This window comes from Acinetobacter sp. ANC 4779 (genome assembly GCF_004331055.1).
GTDB lineage: Bacteria > Pseudomonadota > Gammaproteobacteria > Pseudomonadales > Moraxellaceae > Acinetobacter.
The window spans coordinates 49,340-73,238 of the sequence record NZ_SJNU01000007.1 but is presented as its reverse complement, the minus strand read 5'-3'; the positions used below and the strand labels follow the sequence as shown (position 1 = coordinate 73,238).

Annotated in this window: 21 protein-coding genes and 3 pseudogenes; 15 read left to right on the top strand and 9 right to left on the bottom strand. The window is 38.3% G+C overall.

Features of this window, described 5'->3' with window-relative positions; all coding sequences use genetic code 11:
* Window positions 1-460: 460 nt before the first annotated feature.
* A complete protein-coding gene (locus tag E0H80_RS09635) occupies window positions 461-1,579 on the bottom strand; it encodes a Fic family protein (RefSeq protein WP_131365283.1) in 1,119 nt (372 codons plus the stop codon).
* A gap of 301 nt (window positions 1,580-1,880) precedes the next feature.
* Here E0H80_RS09635 and E0H80_RS09630 point away from each other — a divergent pair, with 301 nt between their 5' ends.
* Window positions 1,881-3,191 carry an SEL1-like repeat protein gene (locus E0H80_RS09630; protein WP_165494303.1) on the top strand — a complete coding sequence of 437 codons (1,311 nt, stop codon included), beginning with the start codon at window positions 1,881-1,883 and terminating at the stop codon, window positions 3,189-3,191.
* Between the two features lie 92 nt (window positions 3,192-3,283).
* Here E0H80_RS09630 and E0H80_RS09625 read toward each other — a convergent pair whose 3' ends face one another.
* The 3 genes from E0H80_RS09625 to E0H80_RS09610 all read right to left on the bottom strand — a co-directional run bounded on the left by E0H80_RS09625 (window position 3,284) and on the right by E0H80_RS09610 (window position 6,117).
* Window positions 3,284-3,589, bottom strand: a complete 306-nt coding sequence (locus E0H80_RS09625) for a helix-turn-helix domain-containing protein (RefSeq protein ID WP_131365279.1) — start codon at window positions 3,587-3,589, stop codon at window positions 3,284-3,286.
* Between the two features lie 497 nt (window positions 3,590-4,086).
* Window positions 4,087-5,448 (bottom strand): ATP-binding protein, encoded by a 1,362-nt coding sequence (locus E0H80_RS09615; RefSeq protein WP_131365277.1) that lies wholly within the window; start codon window positions 5,446-5,448, stop codon window positions 4,087-4,089.
* 6 nt (window positions 5,449-5,454) lie between these two features.
* Window positions 5,455-6,117: a response regulator transcription factor gene (locus E0H80_RS09610; RefSeq protein ID WP_131365274.1), complete on the bottom strand. Its 663-nt coding sequence runs from the start codon at window positions 6,115-6,117 to the stop codon at window positions 5,455-5,457.
* Between the two features lie 159 nt (window positions 6,118-6,276).
* Here E0H80_RS09610 and dsbD point away from each other — a divergent pair, with 159 nt between their 5' ends.
* From dsbD to dsbG, 3 genes and pseudogenes are all read left to right on the top strand, one after another.
* Window positions 6,277-8,190 carry a protein-disulfide reductase DsbD gene (gene dsbD / locus E0H80_RS09605; RefSeq protein WP_416224586.1) on the top strand — a complete coding sequence of 638 codons (1,914 nt, stop codon included), beginning with the start codon at window positions 6,277-6,279 and terminating at the stop codon, window positions 8,188-8,190.
* Window positions 8,183-9,022: pseudogene (locus E0H80_RS09600) on the top strand (prolipoprotein diacylglyceryl transferase family protein); the annotation flags it as partial. The gene dsbD and the pseudogene E0H80_RS09600, both read left to right, overlap by 8 nt.
* Window positions 9,023-9,041: 19 nt before the next feature.
* Entirely contained in the window at window positions 9,042-9,791 is a 750-nt protein-coding gene (gene dsbG, locus E0H80_RS09595) for a thiol:disulfide interchange protein DsbG (protein WP_131365269.1), read from the top strand.
* A gap of 229 nt (window positions 9,792-10,020) precedes the next feature.
* Here the strand turns inward: dsbG and E0H80_RS09590 are convergent, their stop codons facing one another.
* Window positions 10,021-10,332: an ArsR/SmtB family transcription factor gene (locus tag E0H80_RS09590; protein ID WP_131365267.1), complete on the bottom strand. Its 312-nt coding sequence runs from the start codon at window positions 10,330-10,332 to the stop codon at window positions 10,021-10,023.
* Between the two features lie 120 nt (window positions 10,333-10,452).
* On the opposite strand from E0H80_RS09590, the gene E0H80_RS09585 reads away from it, so the two are divergent.
* The 6 genes from E0H80_RS09585 (at window position 10,453) to E0H80_RS09560 (ending at window position 14,951) form a co-directional block, all read left to right on the top strand.
* A complete protein-coding gene (locus E0H80_RS09585) occupies window positions 10,453-10,869 on the top strand; it encodes a YeeE/YedE family protein (RefSeq protein ID WP_131365264.1) in 417 nt (138 codons plus the stop codon).
* Window position 10,870: 1 nt separating this feature from the next.
* Window positions 10,871-11,287 carry a DUF6691 family protein gene (locus E0H80_RS09580; RefSeq protein ID WP_131365262.1) on the top strand — a complete coding sequence of 139 codons (417 nt, stop codon included), beginning with the start codon at window positions 10,871-10,873 and terminating at the stop codon, window positions 11,285-11,287.
* Window positions 11,288-11,289: 2 nt separating this feature from the next.
* Entirely contained in the window at window positions 11,290-12,162 is an 873-nt protein-coding gene (locus E0H80_RS09575) for an MBL fold metallo-hydrolase (RefSeq protein ID WP_131365259.1), read from the top strand.
* A 69-nt stretch (window positions 12,163-12,231) separates the two neighbouring features.
* Window positions 12,232-13,014: a sulfite exporter TauE/SafE family protein gene (locus E0H80_RS09570; protein ID WP_131365256.1), complete on the top strand. Its 783-nt coding sequence runs from the start codon at window positions 12,232-12,234 to the stop codon at window positions 13,012-13,014.
* Window positions 13,015-13,543: 529 nt separating this feature from the next.
* On the top strand, window positions 13,544-14,344 hold the full coding sequence (locus tag E0H80_RS09565; RefSeq protein WP_131365254.1) for a DUF6502 family protein: 801 nt from the start codon (window positions 13,544-13,546) through the stop codon (window positions 14,342-14,344).
* On the top strand, window positions 14,334-14,951 hold the full coding sequence (locus E0H80_RS09560; protein ID WP_165494302.1) for a hypothetical protein: 618 nt from the start codon (window positions 14,334-14,336) through the stop codon (window positions 14,949-14,951). The genes E0H80_RS09565 and E0H80_RS09560 overlap by 11 nt, the downstream gene beginning before the upstream one ends.
* A gap of 472 nt (window positions 14,952-15,423) precedes the next feature.
* Here E0H80_RS09560 and E0H80_RS09555 read toward each other — a convergent pair whose 3' ends face one another.
* Window positions 15,424-16,548, bottom strand: a complete 1,125-nt coding sequence (locus E0H80_RS09555; RefSeq protein ID WP_131365250.1) for an OmpW/AlkL family protein — start codon at window positions 16,546-16,548, stop codon at window positions 15,424-15,426.
* 1,578 nt (window positions 16,549-18,126) lie between these two features.
* Between E0H80_RS09555 and E0H80_RS09550 the strand changes: the two genes are divergently transcribed.
* Window positions 18,127-18,321: a hypothetical protein gene (locus tag E0H80_RS09550; protein WP_016165158.1), complete on the top strand. Its 195-nt coding sequence runs from the start codon at window positions 18,127-18,129 to the stop codon at window positions 18,319-18,321.
* Window positions 18,322-18,639: 318 nt separating this feature from the next.
* Here the strand turns inward: E0H80_RS09550 and E0H80_RS09545 are convergent, their stop codons facing one another.
* The gene (locus E0H80_RS09545; protein WP_131365248.1) at window positions 18,640-18,897 is read right to left on the bottom strand and encodes a hypothetical protein; all 258 of its coding nucleotides are present in this window, start codon (window positions 18,895-18,897) and stop codon (window positions 18,640-18,642) included.
* Between the two features lie 233 nt (window positions 18,898-19,130).
* On the opposite strand from E0H80_RS09545, the gene E0H80_RS09540 reads away from it, so the two are divergent.
* A complete protein-coding gene (locus tag E0H80_RS09540; RefSeq protein WP_131365246.1) occupies window positions 19,131-19,391 on the top strand; it encodes a hypothetical protein in 261 nt (86 codons plus the stop codon).
* A gap of 923 nt (window positions 19,392-20,314) precedes the next feature.
* Window positions 20,315-20,827 (top strand): cytochrome b, encoded by a 513-nt coding sequence (locus tag E0H80_RS09525; RefSeq protein ID WP_131365242.1) that lies wholly within the window; start codon window positions 20,315-20,317, stop codon window positions 20,825-20,827.
* A 138-nt stretch (window positions 20,828-20,965) separates the two neighbouring features.
* On the opposite strand, the gene E0H80_RS09520 is transcribed toward E0H80_RS09525, so the two are convergent.
* Both E0H80_RS09520 and E0H80_RS09515 read right to left on the bottom strand, forming a co-directional pair.
* The gene (locus E0H80_RS09520; protein WP_131365240.1) at window positions 20,966-21,667 is read right to left on the bottom strand and encodes a VIT1/CCC1 transporter family protein; all 702 of its coding nucleotides are present in this window, start codon (window positions 21,665-21,667) and stop codon (window positions 20,966-20,968) included.
* A gap of 270 nt (window positions 21,668-21,937) precedes the next feature.
* Window positions 21,938-22,129 (bottom strand): annotated as a pseudogene (locus E0H80_RS09515) (IS5/IS1182 family transposase); the annotation flags it as partial.
* A 131-nt stretch (window positions 22,130-22,260) separates the two neighbouring features.
* On the opposite strand from E0H80_RS09515, the pseudogene E0H80_RS16865 reads away from it, so the two are divergent.
* Together E0H80_RS16865 and E0H80_RS09505 are read left to right on the top strand one after the other, a co-directional pair.
* Window positions 22,261-22,427, top strand: a pseudogene (locus tag E0H80_RS16865) (IS6 family transposase); the annotation flags it as partial.
* Between the two features lie 428 nt (window positions 22,428-22,855).
* Window positions 22,856-23,890: a cupin domain-containing protein gene (locus E0H80_RS09505; RefSeq protein WP_131365238.1), complete on the top strand. Its 1,035-nt coding sequence runs from the start codon at window positions 22,856-22,858 to the stop codon at window positions 23,888-23,890.
* Window positions 23,891-23,899: the final 9 nt, after the last annotated feature.

Here is a 23,899-nt window from a genome sequence, read left to right as displayed (position 1 = left end):
TAATGGCGCTTATACGAAACGAGATTGTAATAATACTGCAATATCAATAAGTTAAGCTAAAAGAAAAAGTTAACAGATCAGCAGAATCCCGGCTTGGAAACAAGTCGGCTTTTTTTTGAACTGTTTTGATATATTCTGCCAATAAAATTGATTAATTTTTAATTAAATTGAAACTTTCCTCAATGTTAGCAGTCTTCCCAGGGCAGAAAATATCCCCAATTTCTGCGGATAAAAAGGGGACAGTTTTTAGCCGGCTTTGTACGCATTTGCTCACATCAATCTCGGCCCTTTGCTGCTATACCACTTCGCTGTAATTTCATATTATGGGGACATAGAGAGCAGGATGCTCCAAATAAAAAGAACAACGTACAGAACAAGGAATGTGAGATCCGACAGGAGTTAGATCTAAGCATCAAATACGAAAAACCCCGACAGGATGTCGGGGTTTTTTATTGCTTATCTATAACTGAGTATTGATCTGATAGCGTGTATTACGTCCACCACCTTCCAATTTGACGATACATTCTTTCTCAAGTAAGTCTGATAAATGGCGAGTAGCTGTTGCCTTACTGACTTTAGTAACCTTTTGATATTGTGAAGCACTAATACCATGTTCAAAGTCATTTTCTCCACCGTCTAATAAACGATTTAGAACTTTGCGCTGTTCTTCACCCAGGGCTAAATTTGAATATTTATGCCAAAACTGACTTTTAAACAATGTTCGACTGATCTGCGCTAAGGTTTTTTCCAGACTATCATTCAATGTGTCTAGAAACCAAATCAGCCAATTTGTGATATCAGAATCATTTTTTTGGGTTTGTTCTAATACTTCATAGTAACTTTTACGTTTGTTTAATATCCCAGTAGACATTGCATACAAACGGATGCTCTGTTCATCCATTTGAGCGAGAGCAAGGTCTGTAAGTGTACGTGTAATACGGCCATTACCATCATCAAAAGGATGCAGAGTAACAAACCATAAATGGGTAATGCCTGCACGTAATAATGGATCAAGCAAGGAATCATTCAAACTCTGATTAAACCACGCTATGAAGGCATTTAAGCGATCTTCTAAGCATTCTCTTGGAGGTGCTTCAAAATGTACTTTAGGGTAATCCAATCGACCTGAAACGACCTGCATAGGCTCTGATCCCCGGAGTTGACCAATGCGTAAACGTTGCATTGTCCAGTCTGGATCATTGAAAAGCCAACGATGCCATTGCATGAGACGCTCAACAGTCAGTGGTTGCTTAACATCGTTAAGTGCATCTAGCATGATATTGGCTAAACCTTCTGATCGATCTGAGCTTGGATAAGGCTGTTCAAGCGTGACACCCAGGCGTTGAGCTAGAGATGATCGCAATGAAAAAACATTGATGGTTTCATTTTCAATTGCTGATGAAGCAACAAGATTGGCAAGTAGAGTATCTAGAGTGAATTGTTCTTTTGCTAAATCATGCTCACTTTGTCCAAGAAGAATCCCTATTTTTTGATGTATCTGTCTAGTTTTAGGTAAGATAATTGAATCTTGCCATGTGAAATTTGTCCAGTTTTGTATTTGCCAAATCCATTCCTGCATTTTCAATCTTTCTCTGAAAATCTAAGATGAGTTGAATATAGCACATATTCAGCTCAAGTAATGAGCCGAATATATTGGTTAATTAGCTCATCTATTTATCTAAGACATTTCTACTTGGGGCTTACAACTAAATTTCGTATAAGCGCCATTATGTTAAATGAATAGAGATTTGATTAATTCAGTAATGTTATTCTGGAAAAGATTTAAAGCTATACTAAAATTCTATCACTTTAAATAAAATAGAAATTTGATAATGGAATTCACTAAAAAAATATTATTATTGCTCACGGTATTCTTATTTATGAAACCTACATTTGCGGATACAGAGAATTTTCAAAAACTACAGGAAATGGCCCAGAAAGGAGATGTATCTGCTCAAAATAAGCTAGGAAATGCGTACTATGATGGTGAGAGTGTAACCCAAAATTATGTCAGGGCTTTTGAATGGTTTAGTAAGGCGGCGGCTCGAGGGCTTGCACCTGCGCAATATAGCCTTGGGGTAATGTATGCCAATGGTGATGGCACAGGTCAAAATTATATTAAAGCTTTTGAATGGTATAACAAGGCAGCAATTCAAGGGCTTGCACCTGCGCAATATAGCCTTGGATTAATGTATAGCTATGGTGATGGCGTAAGTCAAAATTATGCCAAAGCTTTTGAATGGTTTGGCAAAGCTGCTGCTCAAGGATTTGCATTAGCACAACATGATCTTGGGATGATGTATGCCTATGGTGAGGGTATAACTAAAAATGATGTCAAAGCTTTTGAATGGTATAGCAAGGCAGCCAATCAAGGATATGCACTTTCGCAACATAACTTGGGGGTAAGGTATGAAAAAGGTCAGGGCGTAACTAAAAGTGATGTCAAAGCTTTTGAATGGTATAGCAAGGCAGCGGCTCAAGGAGAGGCATTGGCGCAATATAACCTGGGTGTGATGTATACCCAAGGACAGGGTGTTGCACAGAGTTACAAGAAAGCTTTCGAGTGGTATAGCAAGGCAGCTATACAAGGGGAAGCTTTGGCACAATATAACCTTGGGATAATGTATTCCCAAGGTCAAGGCATTCCACAGAATTATAAGAAAGCCTTCGAATGGTATAGCAAGGCAGCTGCACAAGGGGATACTGCAGCACAACATAATCTAGCAGTGATGTATGACAATGGTTTGGGTATCCCTCAGAGTGATATGAAAGCTTTTGAGTGGTATAGTAAGGCAGCTGCACAAGGGGATGCTGCAGCACAACATAATCTAGGTTTAATGTATACCAATGGTCAAGGCATTCCACAGAACTATAAGAAAGCCTTTGAGTGGTATAGCGAGGCAGCTGCACAAGGGGATGCTGCGGCACAATTTAGTCTTGCTTTAATGTATGACAATGGTCAAGGCATTCCACAGAACTATAAGAAAGCCTTTGAGTGGTATAGTAAGGCAGCTGCACAGGGGAACACTGCAGCGCAAAATAATCTAGGTGTGATGTATGCCAAAGGTCTGGGAGTAAAAAAGAATAACGCTCTCGCAAAAAAATGGTTTCTAAAAGCTAAAAATGATGGAAATACAAAAGCTCAGTTTAATATTGGCCAGCACTATCTTAATGGTTTAATTAAAAATTGATCCACTAAATATTTCTAAAATTACCATAATACAGCTTATGCGAAGCTAAAAAACTGGGAGCTTAAGGCTCCCATTTTCACTATATATTCTAATTATCTAAGAGCTTCTCTGACAAAAGCAGGATCTTTGATAAACAGCTTAATTAAGGATTGTGCTGCTTTAGATGGTTTACGTACACCTTGTTCCCAACTTTCTAAAGTACGTACCGATACACCTAAAGTATCGGCAAATTGACGTTGGCTTAACTCTGATTTTTGGCGCGCTAAAGCGACATCTATCTGAGTAATGCTATACGTTTTGACTGGGCTATTGGCAAGCATTTCATCTACAGCCATAAGTAACTCAGCGCCAATATCTCGTTCGGTATCACGGCTTTCAATATCATTTAAGTGATTCATTTAGCTTCCACTAAAGCACGTAGTATTTTTTTATCAAGTTGATCAACAGCAGACTTTCCATAAATGGTCAGTAACCCTATTTGTCCGTTAGCTAAGCGGTTGTAATAGATTACTCTAGCTTCACCGCTTTTCCCTGTCTTGCCCGATCCCCAGCGAATTTTACGGATTCCGCCTGAGTTCGGTTCTACATCACCCACTTCAGAATTGGAAGCAAGAAAAATTTTAAACTCGTTGTATTCTTGTTCTGTCCACTAGTCTGAATCAAACTTACTGAACAAGGATGTTTCACATATTGTATACATCAAGCTTCCATACTATCTACTACTATGTAGTGGTTTTATTGTACTACATAGTAGTACTTAGTCATTGTTTTTTCTGGAATTTCGAATAACGACCATTCTGTGCAATTGGGGGCTATTCCCAGCTTTATCTAGTTAAAAAGTGTCTATAGAAGCGCTGGCTATTCACATCCCAGAGCAGAGAACTTTGATAAATAGTTAAGAATGAGAGGGGGAGATTTCTATAATTAAGCCCTGATCATCTGCCCTATAAAACTTAATCTCATAATCATATTTGCTTAGAATTGTTTTAACCAACGAGAGTCCCAGTCCATGTCCTGGTTGCTCTGCGGACTTTCGCCAGAAACGTTGCCCCAAGTGCTTCAGCTCATCTTCAGTTAAGGTTTTTCCATTATCCTGAATAAAAAGCGAGCTATTCTGCATTTTGACAGAAATGATTTGTGCTTGTGCATGTAGTACGGCGTTCTCAATCAGGTTTTTAAGCACGCTATAAAGCGCAAAATCCGGAAGATCAATATGGGTTAAACTGGCCCAATGGATATCTAAAGTTTGTTCAAGTTTAGGGTAGACGGGCTGTAAATCCGCAATCACTTGTTGCAGTACGGATTTAATATCCGTTGCTTCTAATTTCTGGCTCGTCTCCTGATCTATCGCTGTCAGGGCTAAAAGCTGTTCAAGTAATTGTGCATATCTGCGGATGCTGATATTGGCTTGTTGAAGATTATCCTGTAAATTTTGCGCAGTATGTTGTTGCTGTGCCATGAGTTGAGCAAGTTGCACATGGGTTTTGATTGCGGTTAAAGGACTACGGAGCTCATGTGCAGCGTATGCGGTAAAGACTTTTTCATTTTCCAGACTATGATGCAATTTTTGAATCAACTGGGTTGAATTATCCACAAATGGCTGTACTTCATGCGGAATATGCTTGGGATTAAGATGCACCAAATACTCTGTGGCTTCACTGAGTGTTAATTCTTTTTGACTTAAATGCTGTGCCATGCTATCCAGACTTTTAAATTCTTTACGTATTATTAAAATAATGAAGCCAATACAGATAAGCAGCGATAAAATGAGTGGAATAAGGACGGATTGCAGAATTTGTTGTAACAGAGAATCACGTAAGAACATGCGTTCGGCAGCCACCACTTGGATATCATTCTTACGTAGCACATAACTGCGCCATTCGATCTCACCTTGCCGCCAGGTACTAAAACCGAGCTGTTGTTGACTTAAGTTAGCTGGCGCACCTCGAGTTTTTGCCACAACATGTTGACCTACAGATATGTCTGAGCTGAATAAAGATACTTCGCAGGCAATGAGATTTTCAGCATCCGCAGACTTATGCGGCTGTTGGATCAGTTGATTACTCATCGCTTGCATAGGAAGTTGCTGAATTAAACGCGCGACCATATGTGCTGAAGCGGAAAGTCGTTGATCCAAGGTGTTTTGTAGGCGTTTTTGCAGGTCGATATACAACCAGGAAAAAACAATACTCCACAGGCATAGAAATACCAGCAATAAGCTGGTGACCAAACGCCATTTCAAACTATAGCTTCGCATCTATTATCACTCAGACACTTTAAACATATAACCGACTCCACGAATGGTCTGAATCAAATCAGCATTTAATTTTTGTCTTAAATGATAAATATGCACATTTAAGGCATTACTTTCGATACTGTCTTGATATCCATAAAGTTTGTCGAGCAATTGCTCATTTTTCAGAACCTGATTGGGATGTCTCATCAATGTCTCAAGCAAACTATATTCACGCCTTGAAAGCTGGGCCGGCTGATTTTGATAAAATACTTCTTGGGTATCCCGATTTAAGCTCAACTCTTCAAACTGTAGAACATTGGATGAAAAACCACGATGACGACGCGTGAGAGCATGAAGACGGGCAATAAGCTCATCAAGTTCAAATGGTTTGGTCAGATAGTCATCTGCGCCTAAGTTGAGTGCTTCAATACATTGCCGCGTCTGTATCCGTGCGGTGAGTACAAGTACCGGGGTATGAATCTGATCCTGGCGCCATTTTTTAAGTAAATCCAAACCATCCTGATCCGGCAATCCTAAATCGAGCAGGCACAGATCAACAGCGCTATGCCGGACAAAATAATCGGCCGCACTTGCCGTGCTGACATGTTCGACAGAAATGTTTAAAAAATCCAGCGCCGCACAAATACTGTGTGCAATATATGGATCATCTTCCACCAAAACAACAAACATGCGGACTCCCAGTGATTGTTGATCTATTTTATAAGCGATTGCTACTGTTAATGCTCTCTTAATTTTAGTTTTTGAATAATAGAACCTCTACGATTAAATACGATGTTGAAATTGATGATGTGGCTGTTGAGAATATTTTTGATCATGCTAGCTGTTTTAATGAGAACAGCCCATGCTGATTTCCTGCCACCTGATCAGGCCTTTCAGTTTGAGGCGATCTCAACAACTCAGGAGAGTGCTGAACTGAGGTGGAAAATTGCGGATGGTTATTATCTCTATCATGATCAACTCAAAGTTAGCCATGATCAAAAAGCACTCCAACTGAGCCTGCCAGTACCGCAAGACAAAGATGATCCAACCTTTGGGCGCACCCAAGTTCATTATGGTCAGGTCAAAACGCCTATCACTGTACAGCCGAACCAGACACTGAATATTCAGTGGCAGGGCTGTGCAGAAAGTGGTCTATGCTACCCGGTACAACGTAGCACTCTACACACTGATGCAGAGGGATTGTTGCCTGTTCAGAAACTCACGCCAACTAAAAAACTGTTAAATGCAATTGCGACTTCAGCCTCTGCTTTACCACCCAGCCCAGCCTCTGAGCCAACTGCGACCCAAGAAAAAATACCCGCTTTAGAACCAGAAAATTCCACCCATAAAAATACAGTAGAAGAGCCAAAAGATCTGCTATCGGTACAACCAGCTGAACCAGCCATCGATGAAAACCGGGGACAGACCACAGCTGAAATCAGTTCTCAATCCGAGCCTCAGATACCACAGAATCAAATGACGACTGCTCTTGAAGCTCAATGGAATAATGACCAATTCTTTTTTAACCTGTTATCCAATCAGAATATTTTAGTCAATTTACTGGTATTTTTAGGCCTCGGGATCTTGTTGGCTTTTCTTCCCTGTTCATTACCCTTGATTCCCATTCTTTCGGGGATTTTGATTCAGCGTCAAAGAGGCTATCGAGCGGCATTTATCGCAGCGGCTTTTGTTGTTGGTATGGCAGTGGTTTATGCCGTAATGGGTCTGGCGGTTTCTCAACTGGGATATAGCTTTCAGCGATGGTTTCAAAGTCCAGTTTTTATTAGCCTGTTTGTAGTGCTGTTTATTCTGTTTGCTTTTAACTTATTTGGCGCTTTCCAACTCTCATTGCCACAAGCCATGTTACATCGCCTTGATCAATGGCAACAAAAACAAAAAGGCGGCACCTTGCTAGGGGCTCTGCTCATGGGCATGATCGCTGCATTAATTGTGGGGCCCTGCATGAGTGCGCCACTTGCCGGAGCATTATTATTTGTTTCCCAATTGAATTATCCTGCGATGGGGGCGACTTACTTATTTGTACTTGGTCTGGGTATTGGTTTACCCATATTTATTGCTTCGGTATTTGGATCACAGTATTTACCTAAACCTGGCGTATGGATGGATCGTCTTAAGTTTAGCTTTGGCTTTGTCATGCTGGCTCTAGCGGTTTATTTTGTTCGCCCTTTAATTCCAAGTGTGCTGTATTTTATTTTGCTCGGTGGGATTCTATTCCTCCTTTCAGGCTATTACCTGTTCAAAATACTGCCTCATCTATCTCGAGGCATAGCCAAAGTCATGGTGATTATGTTGAGCATCATAATTGCCGCAGGAGGCGCATGGCATATTAACCAGGGTCTAGTTCAAATGAATGTGACAAAAGCAGATCAGACCTTAGCATGGCAACGTGTTCAAAATGCGGATGAACTCGGCAGGGCACTTGTTCGCTTTAAAGGTCAAGCGGTGATGATTGATGTTTATGCGGACTGGTGTGTGGCATGTCAGCCGATTGAGCATGAAGTTTTACCACGTGAAGATGTACAAAAGGCTGTTGGGAATATCGCAAGAATCAAGCTTGATCTGAGCACTTATCATTCCAGTCAGGATGAGATATTAAAAAAATGGCAGATTCTGGGACCTCCCACCATGATCATGCTGGATGCTTCACATCAGGAACAGCGTGAACTTCGACTCACTGGGACATTTAGCGCAGCACAGTTAATTACACGATTAGCGCAGCTTCAGGCAGGAGAACGCGAATGATTTCTTACACCTTGGACCATTGATGTTGCCTTGGACACTCATCATTATTTTGCTTGCAATGATGAGTGTAGCGATGATGGGCCATATCTTGGGTCGAAAGCTTGGATGGGAAAACGCGGTGATCCAAGCTTTTAAAGATGCCTTATGGAGCAGCTTTTTGCTTGGGCTTATTGGGGGACGCATCGTTTTTGTATTGTTGCATTGGGATGCCTATTCCATATCCCTGATTGACATCTTAAAGATCCAGGACAAAGGATTTCACCTAATCGGGGGAGTTGTTACCGGTATCGCATGGTTCCTTGGGCAAAATAAACGACTTCCCGGTAAATCTAAAGCGATTTTCATCTTGGTTTTTACGCTGCTGCTGAGTATAGGGATTGCTGTTCAAACTCATTTGAAACCGAAGCTACATTTTCCAGAGCTAAATTTTTCTTCTTTAACTCAAAATGCTGAAACATCAGCGAAAGTTCCCCTCAAACAGTTTATCGGGCAGCCGACCGTGATCAATCTGTGGGCCAGTTGGTGTCCACCTTGTCACCGTGAAATGCCTGTTTTACAGCAGGCCCATGATCAATATCCTGGGATTAATTTCATCATGCTTAATCAGGGAGAAGAGCTGCGGACCGTACAGGATTATTTAACACGTTATGATCTTAAATTTAAACATGTACTGCTTGATCCCTATGGAGCAATGCCACAACAAATGAATATGTTTGGACTGCCCAGCACCTTGTTTTTCAATGCGCAGGGGCAGTTGATAGAGCGTCATATGGGCGAACTGACACCTGCGATATTGCAGCAATATTTAAAAAAGATATCAACCCAACCTTAATCGTTTCTGGTGAATTTTTATGAACACATTGACACAACGTATTCTTATTTCCATGTTGCTTGCAGCGAGTGCGACATTGACTTCAGCCAATACCCCGATTAAAAAACAAATTGAGCAAGAAGGATTTCAGTTCATTAAACAGATTCCTGCACCCACAGGTATGACAGGGTGGGTGGGACACAACAATCAGCATCCTGGGACCGTATTTATTTCTAATGATGAGCAATATTACATTGTTGGCGACTTATACAATGTCAAAGGAAGCAATCTTTCCATTGATGCCATGAATAAACATTCTAAAGATGTGGTATTGGAGGATGTATGGAAAACTTTAGCAAAGTCCACCTGGATACAGGATGGGGACAAAAAGGCCCCACGCATTGTATATATTTTTTCAGATCCAAATTGTCCCTATTGTCACACGCTTTGGCAGCAGGCGCGCCCCTGGATTAAATCAGGCCAAGTACAATTACGTCATATTCAAGTGGGCGTAATACGTGAAGAAAGTCGTGGTCAGGTGGCTACTTTATTGATGTCGAAGGATCCAGCAGCCACTTTTGCTGATCTGAACTTGAATAAAGCCAAGAAAAGTTTAGCACCCAGCACAACCATACCTACTGAGATTTCAGAAAAAATTGATTTTAATCAGGAGTTAATGGGTAAATATGGATTCTTCTCCACACCCTCGGTGGTATGGAAAGACAGCAAAGGTAATTTTAAATCTACTCAAGGTATGCCCAAAGATCTGAAAGAAATTTTTGAAAAATAAATTTCGCAAGTGCAGATGAGATTTTATGGATTTCCTTAAAGGATGAAAAATTTTATACATTCATCTGCTTCATATTTTTAACTGTCGTCTAAATAAAATAATGGGAATGCTGTAGAGGGGGCATTGCCATGATCTTCAGCCGATTTGTTCATGAATATTGCGGTTGGATTTTGAGCAACGATAAATTTATAAAATCACTCGATGATCCAGGATGAAGTGAAAAATGGGCTTAAGCAGCACAATACAGCTGATATAAGGTTTGCATCAGTACAAGCACTTTAGGATCATAAATCTGATAGAAAATCTGTTTACCTTCACGACGGGTACTCACCATATGGTTTTTACGCAGTACCGTCAGTTGCTGGGAAAGCGTCGGTTGGTGAATATCCGTACAATCCTCAATTTGTTGCACATTGAGTTCACCATCGACCAAAACACAAAGAATTTTGAGCCGATCAGGGTTTGACAAGACTTTTAAGCAATCTGTGACTATACCCACTTCTGAAAAATCAATTTTAGCCTGGTTAATTACACTATTCATTACACTATCCTTCAATCCTGCATGCTTAAGAAGTGATTACAGAATAATATCATAAATTGCTTGAATAATATTTAATAATATATATTATAAATAAATATATTGTAAATGAGTAGACTTAATATGCATGATTTTCTGATTGCTTTTTTAGGCGGCTTGATGCTCGGTGTCTCGGTCGTGGGGTATCTGTATGTGCATGGTCGCATTGCAGGAATCAGTGGAATGATCGGACAAGTATTGAATCCGCAGACGGTGTTTAAAACGCCGGCAATCTGGTTTTTGCTGGGTCTTGTTATCACGCCATTTATTTATGGTCTATTTGTTCAGCCTGAAATTGAGCTTGATGCAAGTCCATTCATGATGATCATTGCAGGTCTGCTGGTAGGTTTCGGTACTCGATTGGGTTCAGGTTGTACCAGTGGGCATGGTATTTGCGGGCTCAGTCGTTTGTCTAAACGTTCCATTGCCGCAACGGCAGTCTTTATGTTTGCAGGTTTTGTTACTGTATATGTTATTCGTCACATCCTTGGAGCATTTTAAAATGAAAAAGATGTTAGCTTTTATTTTTGGTGCTCTTTTCTCTGTCGGACTCATGGTTTCGGGCATGTCCAATCCAGAAAAAGTGCTGGATTTCCTTGATCTGTTTGGTGACTGGGATGCCAGTCTTGGCTTTGTCATGCTGGGTGCAATCGTTGTTGCATTCATTCCTTTTCAAAAAGCGCTACGAAGCTCGGCACCTAAAACTATTTTTGCTGAACCCATTGATTTACCCCGTCACCAGAAAATTGATCCTAAACTGATCTCTGGCAGTTTGTTGTTTGGTATTGGCTGGGGTATTGCCGGCGTATGTCCAGCACCCAGTTTTACCCTGATCGGTCTGGGTCATTATCAAATACTATATTTTGTAGTTGCAATGCTTGTAGGCGTGTTGATTCACCGTAAATGGACAGGAGCTTGAAGATGTCAAATTTACCTGTAGTAAAAGATTTTTTTCACCCAGATACCAATACTTTTAGTTATGTCGTGCGTGATCCGGCGAGCAAAGCCTGTGCCATTATTGACAGCGTTTTAGATTACGATGCAGCATCAGCAAGTACTTCAACCCTTCATGCCGATAAAATTATTGCCTATATCAAACAACAAGATTTAACAGTCGAGTGGATTTTGGAAACACATGTGCATGCGGATCACTTGACTGCAGCGCAGTATCTTAAAGCGGAGTTAGGGGGCAAGATTGCCATGAGCCAGAAAATTGGAATAGTACAAGAAACTTTTGGTGCTATTTACAATCTGGATATCAAACAATGGAATACTCAGCAGCTGTTTGATTATTTATTTGAGGATCATGAGTCGTTTCAGATCGGAACCCTGAAAGCCTATAACATTCCAACGCCGGGTCATACACCCGCTTGTCTAAGCTATGTCATTGGGGATACGGTTTTTGTGGGTGATACGCTGTTTATGCCAGATTATGGTACAGCACGCTGTGATTTTCCGCGGGGCAGTGCAGAAAAGCTTTTTGATTCAGTACAAAGCCTATATCAGCTACCAGCAGCTACCCGGGTCTTTTTATGTCATGACTATTTGCCCGAGACACGTGAAGCATATGTCTGTGAAACTGATATCCAGACTCAGAAAACTCAGAATATCCATATTCACGAAGGCATTCGCAAGGCTGAGTTTGCACAGATGCGAAACCAGCGCGATTCCGGACTCAACATGCCTAAACTGATTCTACCGGCGATTCAGATCAACATGAAAGCAGGGCAGTTTCCTGAGCCAGAACAAAATGGAGTTTCTTATTTAAAACTTCCTCTCAACTATTTCAAATAAGTTTGCTTAGAGATTAAAAAAAAAGGTCGACTTTTATTTAATCACTTTTGTACAAAATGGAGAGGAGCCATGTGGCTATTGATACTCGAAGGGCTGGTGATCGGTGGACTGTTAGGCTTGACCGGTGCAGGTGGCGGTATTCTAGCTGTGCCGGCACTGATGGTGAGTCAGGGTTGGACGGTAGCACAGGCTGCACCTGTGGGTTTGCTTGCAGTTACTCTGTCCGCCTTGGTTGGAACGTTCGAGGGTTTATTCAAGCGTATTGTACGTTATCGCGCTGCGCTCTGGATTGCGCTGATCAGTATTCCTTCAGCACGTTATGGCGTGCATCTGGCCGGTATTGTCTCTCCGGTCTGGCTGACACTGGCGTTTAGTCTGGTCATGCTGATTGTGGCTTATCGGATATTTTTTAATAAAGTCCATGATCATGAAAATGCACCGTGCAAGGTCAATCAAATAACCGGTCGTTTAATTTGGAATGTGAAAACTGCATCGTTCCTTGCGGGTATTGGCGTAGTGGCAGGTTTGCTGACTGGCTTGCTCGGGGTGGGTGGGGGTTTTGTGATTGTCCCGGCACTACGTAAATTCACCAATCTGGATATGCGCACTATCGTTGCGACCTCCCTGATGATTATTTTTATGATTGGGGGTGTCAGTATTTCTGCACATGTGCTGGATGGCTTTCAATATCCTGTTTCGGTCACGCTGACTTTCGTTCTGGCCTGTATTGGGGGGATGTTCATTGGGCGAAGTCTAATCCACCGGATTGAAAGCAATAAGGTACAGAAAATTTTTGCCACAACCGTGATTGGAGTCGCTGTCTATTTAATCTACTCAGCAGTTATCGGTTAAATCATGTATAGCGATGAATAATCAGCAGGAGAGCAGTTTTTATTTCATACACTATATATTGAATATAAAACGATCCACTGCGAATTTGTGTAGCACGTGGTACTGGCTTACTTCACCTTTGGGATGATCTTCCAACTTAGGTATGCACAGATGCTAAAAGTTGCAAACACAAGGCTAGAAGAGCACATGCTAAAAGCGGACATTTCTATTTCGGGTTCACAATTTGACTTCGTATAACTTGCATCATGTTAAATAGGGGGAACTATTCCAAGCTTTATCTAGTTAAAAAGTGTCTATAGAATCGGTGGTCATGCAGATCTATAACTAACGTAGTTGGACGCACTCAATATTAAAATGCTGAGTAGATGATCTATAAAAATCCAATAAATCTGGATATTTATTAAATTTCATTGTGGTTGCTCACGTTTTTAGATAAATTCACTATACTTTCTTAAAGTAAATCGAGACACCTCATCAAAGATGGAGATTAAGAAAATTTTACTTTATGAAGTTGGAAAAGATTCATCTTATGAGCAATTTACCAGCCAATGATGCAGAATTTAATTTACAACAAGTATTGTTGTTAATGAATTACTTAACAAAATGGCTCATTCGATCCGGAGTGGGTTATACAGATTTTTCTGCTGCCCTAAAATCTATATTTTATCAACAGGCAATTGATGAAATTGAAAGATTAGGGAATAAATCAACAGTGTCCGCTATAAGTTTGTTATCAGGATTACATCGTAAGGATATAACTGCTTTTAAAGAAATGATCGATGAAGAAACACTTATTAAAGAAGCTAAACTGGAAAAATCTCTTAGTATCCCTGCTAGAGTCGTCGGGTTCTGGGTTGCAGAAAACTGGCCCGAACAGCTGCCATTTTATAATTGCAAACAAGTTTCATTTGTAAATTTAGTCAAAAATATTTCATTGGAAATGCATCCAAGATCGGTATTAAATGAATTAGTACGTTTAGGAATTGTGCGACAGAATGGAAAGCAGGTCATTTTACAAAAAAGAAGTTTTGTTCCAGATCAACTGAATCAAGAGTTACGCAAATTATTAAATCAAAATTTACAAAGTCATCTTAAGGCGGGACTACATAATATCTTTATCGATGACCAAGTGAGTTTTTTAGAAGAAAGTGTACGGGCCGATGAGTTAACTAAAGAATCGGTTGAAATTCTTACTCAATATTCTATTGAATTATGGGGGGAATATTCTGAAGCACTATTAAAACTGGCAATAGAACGTTGCACAATAGATGAAGGTCAATCTGAGGCCAATCAGACATTTTGTTTAGGGATATATCAAAGTGATGTATAAAAAAAGAATTTTATTTTCCGTGGTCTGTACTACATTATTTTCAGGATGTGGAGAAAATTTTTCAGTTGGGGCCACCAAAGGTGGAAGTGGGACTGGAAAACCCAATGAACATGATATTAATATTGTAATAGAAAAAGTTCCTTTACATCAGGATTATACAATATGGTTATCCAAGCCAAAAATTGATTACTGTCAAGGCATTAAACGCACCTTACAATTTTTAAATCCTTTGTCTCTAGAAACTGTAGAAAACGATCAATTACTTGAAGTTAGCCCAACTGATGAAATTGAGAGTCAAGTTATTTTACAATTGCGTTGGGAAAATCAATCCGATTATCCTAAAACAGTTTTTCAACCTTCATGTGATGATGTAATCGAATTAGCAGAATTAGGAGAAGAATTACCTATCAAGAATATGAGTTGTGATGTAGAAAAAATCACAGTTTTAGAAAAAAATGATATCTATATTAGTGACTATGTTTATAAATTTACAAAAACTTCAAATGGGATGCTCAAACATAGTAAATACACACAATTTTTACCGCTGCAAGGGAGTGGTTTAGACTGTGGAAAGTTACAAATTAATTATGAGATTAAAAATAAATAGGTAAGCCATATAGATATTAAAATAGCTTGTGAATACAGTCTATTTTAATATCATTAGATAAAATTAATTTTGTTTAAATTGAAGACCGTCATTGGTAATAAAAGTATCCTTTTACCTTTTATAAATGACCTGATTCATTGTTGAATTTATTATTTGTCTAAAACGGTAGTAAATAGCGAAATACTGTATGAAATGGAAGAAAATTTCTAGCTTATATGATCCATGAATAAAGAATATCTCATCTTAAGGCGCCTTTCATTAGAAGGTAATATTGATGAATTATTTTTTGCTACAAGTTTTGCCCACAGTCTTTAAATACATGGACTGAGTGTTTTTTGATAAAAGCAAAAATATATATTCATGAGCATATGATGGAGTTGGAAGATATTTTCCTCTACGTAAAAAAAACCACACTTATTAAGTGTGGTGGCAAAGTGCCTCAAGGAATATTTATTAATTTTTAAATCAGTAATTAAAAACGGTAACCTACACCTACATAAGTAATAAGAGGATCTACATCAATTTTGGTAGAGGCATGAATAAGCTGCTCTCCAGTATTGTTGTTAGTGACCTTTATATCCGTTTTGTTGTTTAATTTTGCATAAGAAACCGAAGCAGTAGCATACCAGTTAGGTTTAAAATCGTAGTTAAATCCTAAGGAAATAATAGGTGCAATTGCGTCATCGGCAGTAGTTTTTACTCGTATATCCCCACTAGATGTTCGCCCTTCGAGTGCCGCTCCTGCTTCACCATCATAGATATTTTGGATCATGTGACCGGCTGCAACCAAATCGTTTTTAACGCCATCATTCAGCTTAATATCGGTATAGTGGGCAAACATCACTCCAGCACCAATATAAGGTCTGAATTTGTTGATTCCTGGTTTTCCAAAATGATAAATAGCCTCAACTGCAGGTGTCCAGGCACGTGCTGAAGCAGCAGTATCATATTTTTCCAAGTCAGTAATCAGAATGTCACTTTTTAAATATAAATTCTGATCGGGTGATATAGGATGACCCACTGCTGAAAATGGTGCATATACTTGTCCGCGCCCCTTTAAATCGACTTTTGGTGGAATGCCTCCAATCAGTTGCAGGGAAACATTTTCATTAACATAGTAATCTAGCATTAAACCCAAGGTATCGATATCTTCGACTTCTATACCCGCATTTGAATTCCAACTTGATAATCCATAAATCTCAGCTGTGCCTGTTAACTGAGTAATAGCATTTCTGAGTGCTTCGGGATCATCTGCATAAGTTTTATGATATCCATCTCTTAACCTATCAAACAATGATGGATAAGTTGTAAATGGTTGTGTGAGAGTAGTAATCAAATCTTGTTCAGGGCCTGTTAAGTCCTTCTTGCTATAATCAATATTTGAGCGAATCGTATCGCCACTAATATCACCTACCCGTGCAGACCTTCCTTCTTCCACTCCTGTATTAATATGCATCGAGTTTGCATTACCTTGTGACTTGATATGTAACCAGCCTGCAGAAACAGAAAATCGTTTAAATTCTGCATAAGTCGTTTGTGCACTTGCAATTAGCATGATGGCGGCAAGTCCTTTACCCCAGTTTTTTGATGTAGTCATATCCCTTCCTATTTTTTTTAATGATGGCGTTTATCCCAGACCAACTATAATTTTTTTTATTGAAAAATACTTTATAAATTTTTTATTATGAAATTTATTAAAAACAATTTATTATTAATAAAGAAAGGTTATTGTATTTAAATAATTGATATTAATAAATATAAAAAAATTATATTTTTTTTAATTATATAAATAAAGTCTTAAAAAATTACGCATTTTTTAAGACTTTATGTGAACAGTATGTGTAATTTACGAAACTTCCATAAATTAGATTGAAATTATTTAGTGGTTTCAAAGGTGATTTTATAGCTTTAATTTTAACTCTAAACATTCTTCTTTCTGCGTGTGGTTCAAGTGGTTACTGGTTAATAATATAAGCTGGCGCTCAAGTTGAACTTTGCTATGTTGGCAATATGATCTTCTAATATTGAAAGTAGCGACTAAACAATCGGACGTAATAAAATTTGGTTCTGTCGCCTTGAGGATTAACTCAGCTACTATAGATTTTTATGGAAGCGAAATATGTTGATTAACCATGCATTTAAACGCTTACATTAAGATTCGCTATCTTCTAGTGAAAGAAATCAAAATAAGCAAATTAGTGTTCATGCTATAAAGAAACTGAATTAATTTTTTTGCTTAAGCTTTGAAAGGTCTTAGTAATAGCTATGGCATATGTTTTTAGACCAATATGATTTCGGGGAGTTAAAAATTAAATCAAAACATAAAGTGAAGAATTTCTAAAATTAATATAATACAGCTTATGCGCAATACCCTTGATCAAGGGCATTTTTAGCCTCTACTTAACATCATATCTCTTATATGAAGTCAAAAAAATGTGGATCTGTAGCCATGCTTCATATGATTTATACGATGGAAAGTGGAGTAAATTGGATAAGAAAAGCATAACCCTCTAATTCTTTATTTGCTTCTTTGAGCGTGTTTTTCTAACAAAGAATTAGAGAGTTAAAGTTCTGTTACCGTTGTTTCTTTATATTTATTTATTGTTATTCTGATCCTGATTAAACCACCTATTGATCAAATATTCACCGCATAAAATGAGAATCCGATCATTGAATTGTAAGTTAGTATTACTAAAATCACATATTATTTAAATTTACAAATCATCAATCTGGACTTGGACCGTCATAGTCATTAATAGCCCCAAATTTTGTAGGGTAAAACTTTTTTATGTCACGTATAAATCTGAGACTTGCGTTGACCTTTGCGAAGGTAATGTTCCACGGCTTCTAAATTATTGATTTTACAGCGAGGATTAAAGCTGTCATAACGTTACTTGGGGGGGGGCTGTAAAGTTACCTTTAGATATTCATTAAAGTTGCAAACCCTGAATAGAAATGTCCGATTTGCCATTCGATCAAGAATACCGAGATTTTTACATATTAAAAAAATATTACTGCAACTGTCAGACTGTATTTTTAAAATTTACAAAAATAATTTCATCCTCAAAAATATTTTTAATAAAAAACAATATATTAAATAGTTGCTTAACTTTCATAATGTATATATAGTGTATATACATTTTATTGTATTAGTGCCTTTGGGAATAAATATCTTATGACTGATCAACCCAAAAAAATAAAGGCCAACAAAAAAGATGGGCAACTCTTAATTCGCATTAACAGCACTGAACGTGATGAGTTCATTCAATTGTGTGAAGCTATGGACACCAGTGCCGCTAGAGAATTAAGAAAATTTATCCGTAGTTTTATGAAAAAAAACCAGTCAGCGGATATTCATACCAAGGAGTGACATCATGTCGAAACAAGTTAAAATCTTGAAAAAGAAGATCAAAGCACGTCTTGAAAAGATTTTAAAACACAAAAACAAGTTAAATAAGTTCAAAAAGCAGCTTAAAAAACAGAAGTAATCGCGAGGATTAACCTCACCAGCAAGTAAAAAAGCTGAATTTCCTATGAGGAAATTCAGCTTTTTCATTACTTACTGTCTTATTTCTGAGGGACAGATCAAGATAGGTTTTTTTTATTCCCTCTATTTTTAAATCAGAGGTGGATATGGATCAAAACTACGAATTAAAGTCGCTGCAGGACCAGTTGCAAGACCCTAAATCTATACCAGCTCGGCAATGATCTCTGCCAACACTGCATCTGCTTGTGAAGTACTTTTGACAGCAGAAATGTCTTTTTTAACTTTAGTGAGAGATCTCCCTGTTTCTTTAAAAGAAAAAACGGTTTTATTTCCTGTGAGGATGAGAGGGGTAAGATTAGTGACTTCGCCTATTTTTAAGAATAGCTCAGCCACTCTGACTTGATGAACATAAATAGAGCGTAACTTTTGGGTAATTTCTAAGGCAGTATGTTTATTCATAAATATAACCATTAATTTTATTAGATTTTTTGAACATTTTAATTCTTGTAAATCCAATCTTAGCAGAACTAGTATGAATGAGTAAAATTTGTGCACGAGTGCACTTAAAAAACTGATTATTGCTAATCACGCAAGGATTTCAGCTTTAAAAAGATAGAATCCATCAACTCAGCGATAGCACAGAAATAATAAAGTCCGATTCTGTTTACTGCATAAAATGAGTGTCAAAGCATATGAAAAGAGATGGTTTTTTAGGGCAAGATCCTGAACGGAAGATTATTTTTGCTTTCCTTTTTAGTAAAAATCAAAAAGTCCTTTCCCTTTTTATTCAATACTCAGATGAAAATACCCTGCAAATTGCAAAGCAGACCATCGCTTTACACATTATATTTTGGCATTCAGGGGGCAGCGCTGCTCATCTAAAAGAAGTCTTTGAACATGATCCTAGCTTAGTCAGTTCAGGCATGAAATTTTGGACAGAGTGTGTGAAGTAAACCGTATAAAAATAAATTATTTTTTCAAAATTCCACGCTTGTCTTTTATAAATTACTGATGCTTCTATGAAGCAAACTGGACATTTTGAATGGGTTCTAACAAGGGCATTTCGCATAAGCTGTAGTATGTCAATTTTAGGAAATCTTAATCTTTAGCCAATATAATCTTCAGTGGAGATCACTTGAGCATAAGCAAATTCAAAAGCGGTTATTAAGGTTGCATGGACATGGCCAGCAGGTACTTTGATACCATCAAATTCTAGGTCTAGCGTTGCACAAGTATCATGAGCAACTTTTACTTTATAACCAAAATCAGAACGAACAGCAGCGTCAACCTATATATGGCTTATAGCACCAATCACGACTAACTCAGTCACTTGATTGGTATCTAAATTTCTTTGAGATTCGTATTGAATAACGCGTTGATGTGATTTTTAATGACCACCGTTTCATCTGCTTGTGGCTGAACTGTGTGCTGAAATTCAATACCGTTAGAGCCAGGTTTAAATATAGAGCCAAAGACTAAAAAATATAGAACAATAGAAGCAGGGGATATGCAAAAGTTTTAAAGACAAAGTCATTGAAATTATGATTATAACATTAGGTCAGGCATTTGAGATTAGTCGCCAAGCAGGATATCGCTATTTAAAAGCCGAAAATTGACTGAATAAAAATGGGTGACTCAATTAAGTTTAGCTGATGAATAGGGTGAAATCTGATCAATACCTTAAAAACCCATTCAAAGGCTGTACTACCTTTAACCATTTATAAATGCTGTGATACACCTAAACATTTTGCAACCTCAGTGACAGAATATTCAGGTTCAATCTCAATTTATCAGCTTCATCTTTAAATTCTGGAGTATATTGTTGTCCACTCATCGGTTCAGTTCTATATAAATATTTAGAATATCAGGAAAAATCATGAACAATAACTATCCAAAACCTATGATAATAATGCATTGGATTACCTTTGTTTTAGTTGTGATTGTATATTTGACGAGTGGAGATCCAACAAGAACAGGCTTGCAGGGCCAGATTCATGTGATAGGTGGAATTTCAATATTTATTCTATTTTTCGTGAGGTTGAGTTTTATTTTTCTCTATAACAGAAGGATTCCTAAAAATGAGATCATTAATTCGTATCAAATAAAATTATTTAAAATTGTCAGATTTACGCTTTACTTAAGTTTATGTGGCGTTCCGATAGCGGGCTGGCTTGCATTATCGAGTTTCACTGATAATTTCAAAGTTTTATCTTTAAACTTGCCACTTTTGAGCAGTGTTAGAGAAGTTAAATATATTGGTCAGATACATCAATTTTTAGGTAACTTCTTTATTACAGTCATAGGTTTACATGCCTGTGCTGCATTAATCCACCATTTTATTTTTAAAGATAATGTATTAAAAAGTATGTTTTTTAAAAAAATGAAATGATTTAGATCTATAAGAAATAGCGATATTGTTCACCGAGAACGACATGCTTTATCGATATAAAGCATGTCAAATATTTTTATAGACCTATTATCTATACTTCTCATAAAATGGGGTATTTGGATCATATAAAAAAGTATCTTATGCCACCGCACCATTAAATAATGACCCGATCCAAGCACTGAATAACATGGCGATAATTCCCCAAAGCATGACCCGAATCGAACCTCTCAAAATACTTGCACCACCCGCATAACTGGCCAAAGCCCCCATAATTCCCAGGCTTAATACCCCAATCAGCATGACGCCTTTCTCTAAGTATTGCTCAGGCAGCAGCATAATTGAAATTAAAGGAAATAATGAGCCTATAGTAAATGCTATGGCTGAAGAGAATGCAGCACGAAAGGGCTGGGCAGAGGTATGATCTGAAATACCAATTTCATCACGCGCATGTGCATCTAAAGCATTGTGTGCAGTGAGTTGTTGCGCGACTTCTTGCGCTAAAGCGGGTTGTAATCCACGCTGTATATAAATATTTTTTAGCTCATTTAATTCATGTTCAGGATGGCGTTGCAGTTCGCGCTCTTCCATCTGCAGATCATTCTTTTCAATGTCTTGTTGGGATTTAACGGAAATATATTCACCCGCCGCCATCGATGCAGCCCCCGATATTAATCCGGCGACACAGGTCACCAGTAAAGTGTGAGTGGATGCTCCACTGGCTGCTATTCCCACTACGAGACTGGTGACTGAAATAATCCCGTCATTTGCCCCCAGCACAGCTGCACGCAACCATCCCGCACGTTCGATGTAATGTTTTTCAATATGATAAGAGTGGCGCACAATGTCTATCCTTCTTGTTATCAGGGTGATTGTAATAAATTTATTTCATCTATAGTTAGATTTTATTATTTACTCATTTTAAAAAAGTAGCTGCGTAATCGCAGTTAACTATTTAATCTCTCTCCGAAACTTGCACAACGAGCTTAAGATCAATTGTTACTGCAATACACGTCTAAAGTGTCTGCATGATTTTTAACACTCGCATCTTACTTAATTGAGGCTTTGTTGCACAAAAATTTAAAAATTAAAAACACCCTAAGCAAATGAAATTTAAGAGAGAACTAAGGGATGAGGTCGAGCTAATTCGGTGGATTTATTTAACACAGCTACACGTGCATCAATCTCATTCCCCTGAATCGGAAAGTTTCTGGCACTGAGTTTATCTCCCAATAATTTGATGCAATGCATCTTGGTTTACACCAAGCTTCGGCGATGTTGCCCAGACCACTTTTTCCAAATTGAGGATTGGGATCAAACCAAATTGAGATATTTCCGGCACTGTTGCAAATAACCACTCCGGGTAAGCTGAATAGTTTTTAGCTCAAGGTTCAGCCTATGAACCCGTCCATGCTCGGCATTTTCAGGCTGAGACCATGCTTTGGGCTGTGCGCTGTATTGTAACTATGGCATTAGCTATCATGAACTTGAGGAAATGCTTGCCGAATGTGGTGTAAATGTTGATCACACTACGATTTATAGTTGGCTTCAACGTGATGCGCCTGAAATAGAAAAATGCTTAGACTGGGATTGGCCTAATCCTATCTGAGCTCATGGCATATGGATGTAATGCTCTGCATAGCGAAGCAACTCCTGAAGCCTTTTCCCTTTGTTAAAGGGGACATTATCCATAATTGAGTTAAGACATATAATCCTAAAAATCAATAAAACAGCTATATGTGTAGAAGATATTTTTGGTGATTTAAAGTTATTTAGAGTCTTAAGGGATCGAAATGGAAGCAAGAAATGAGGTTTATGCTTTCATTTAATCGCAGGAATTTATAACTTGGAGCTGCTTAAAATGATTTTTGAAAGAGCTATATTTAATTAAGATTTTGAATTTAAACAATTTATTTTAAATTCCTGAAGCGTATAAAAATATTATCAGAATCTCTGGATTTAATAATAAAAATTATTATAATAAATAAAACAACCAACTGATTGGTTGGTATTATTATATTAGGGATGAAAATGGAACAACTTGCTAGATTAGAAGATCTGCCAACACGTTATGTTGCAGACCTGACACAGAAGAATCTGGTTCCATTGTGGCCAAGTCTTCGCAATGTATTACCCCCATTAAAACCGATTCCCCATACTCAGGCGATTTCCTGGAAATTTAAAGACATCAAGCCATTGCTGATTGAAGCTGGAGAATTAACGCCGATTGAGAAAGCCGAACGCCGCGTACTGGTTTTAGCCAATCCTGGTCATGGTTTAGAAAATATGCGCGCGACTTCGGTCATTTATCTTGGGATGCAATTGCTATTGCCAAAAGAATGGGCACCCGCACACCGACATACACCGAATGCAGTGCGCCTTATAGTAGAAGGTGAAAAAGCCTATACCACGGTCGAAGGTGAAAAATGCCCAATGTCGCATGGCGATTTGATCCTTACGCCATCGGGTCTGTGGCATGAACATGGTCATGATGGAGATGAACCTGTCATTTGGCTGGATGTACTTGATTTACCTTTGGTCTACTACATGGAAGCCTCTTATGTAGAAGGTGGGGAATGTCAACCAGTAACGAATACCGGCACAAAATCACGTTATGGCAAAGGTTTAGTCCCAACTCAACATCACATTCGGGCAAAAAATAATTATCCAATGCTTCGTTATCCGTGGGCGGAAGCCAAACAATTACTGAATGATTTAGCTGAAGCCCAATCACAAGGTCCCATTCAAGTGGCATATGTCAATCCGGAAACAGGGGAAGACTGCCAAAAAATTATTGGCTACTCAGCAGTTATGGTGCGAGCAAATGAAACCATTCAAATGAGTCCATGTTCGGCAGCACAAGTTTTTCATGTTATTGAGGGACAGCTAGAACTGCAAATTGGTACTGACACTTTCAATCTAGAAAAAGCCGATACCGCATGTGCTCCATGTTTTGCACAGGTCGATTTAATCAATAAATCTAGTGAGCCATGTTTCATTTTTATTGCCGATGAGGCACCGATTCAAAAGAAACTCGACCTTTATTCAGTGCGTGAACGTAATTAAATCTGTTTT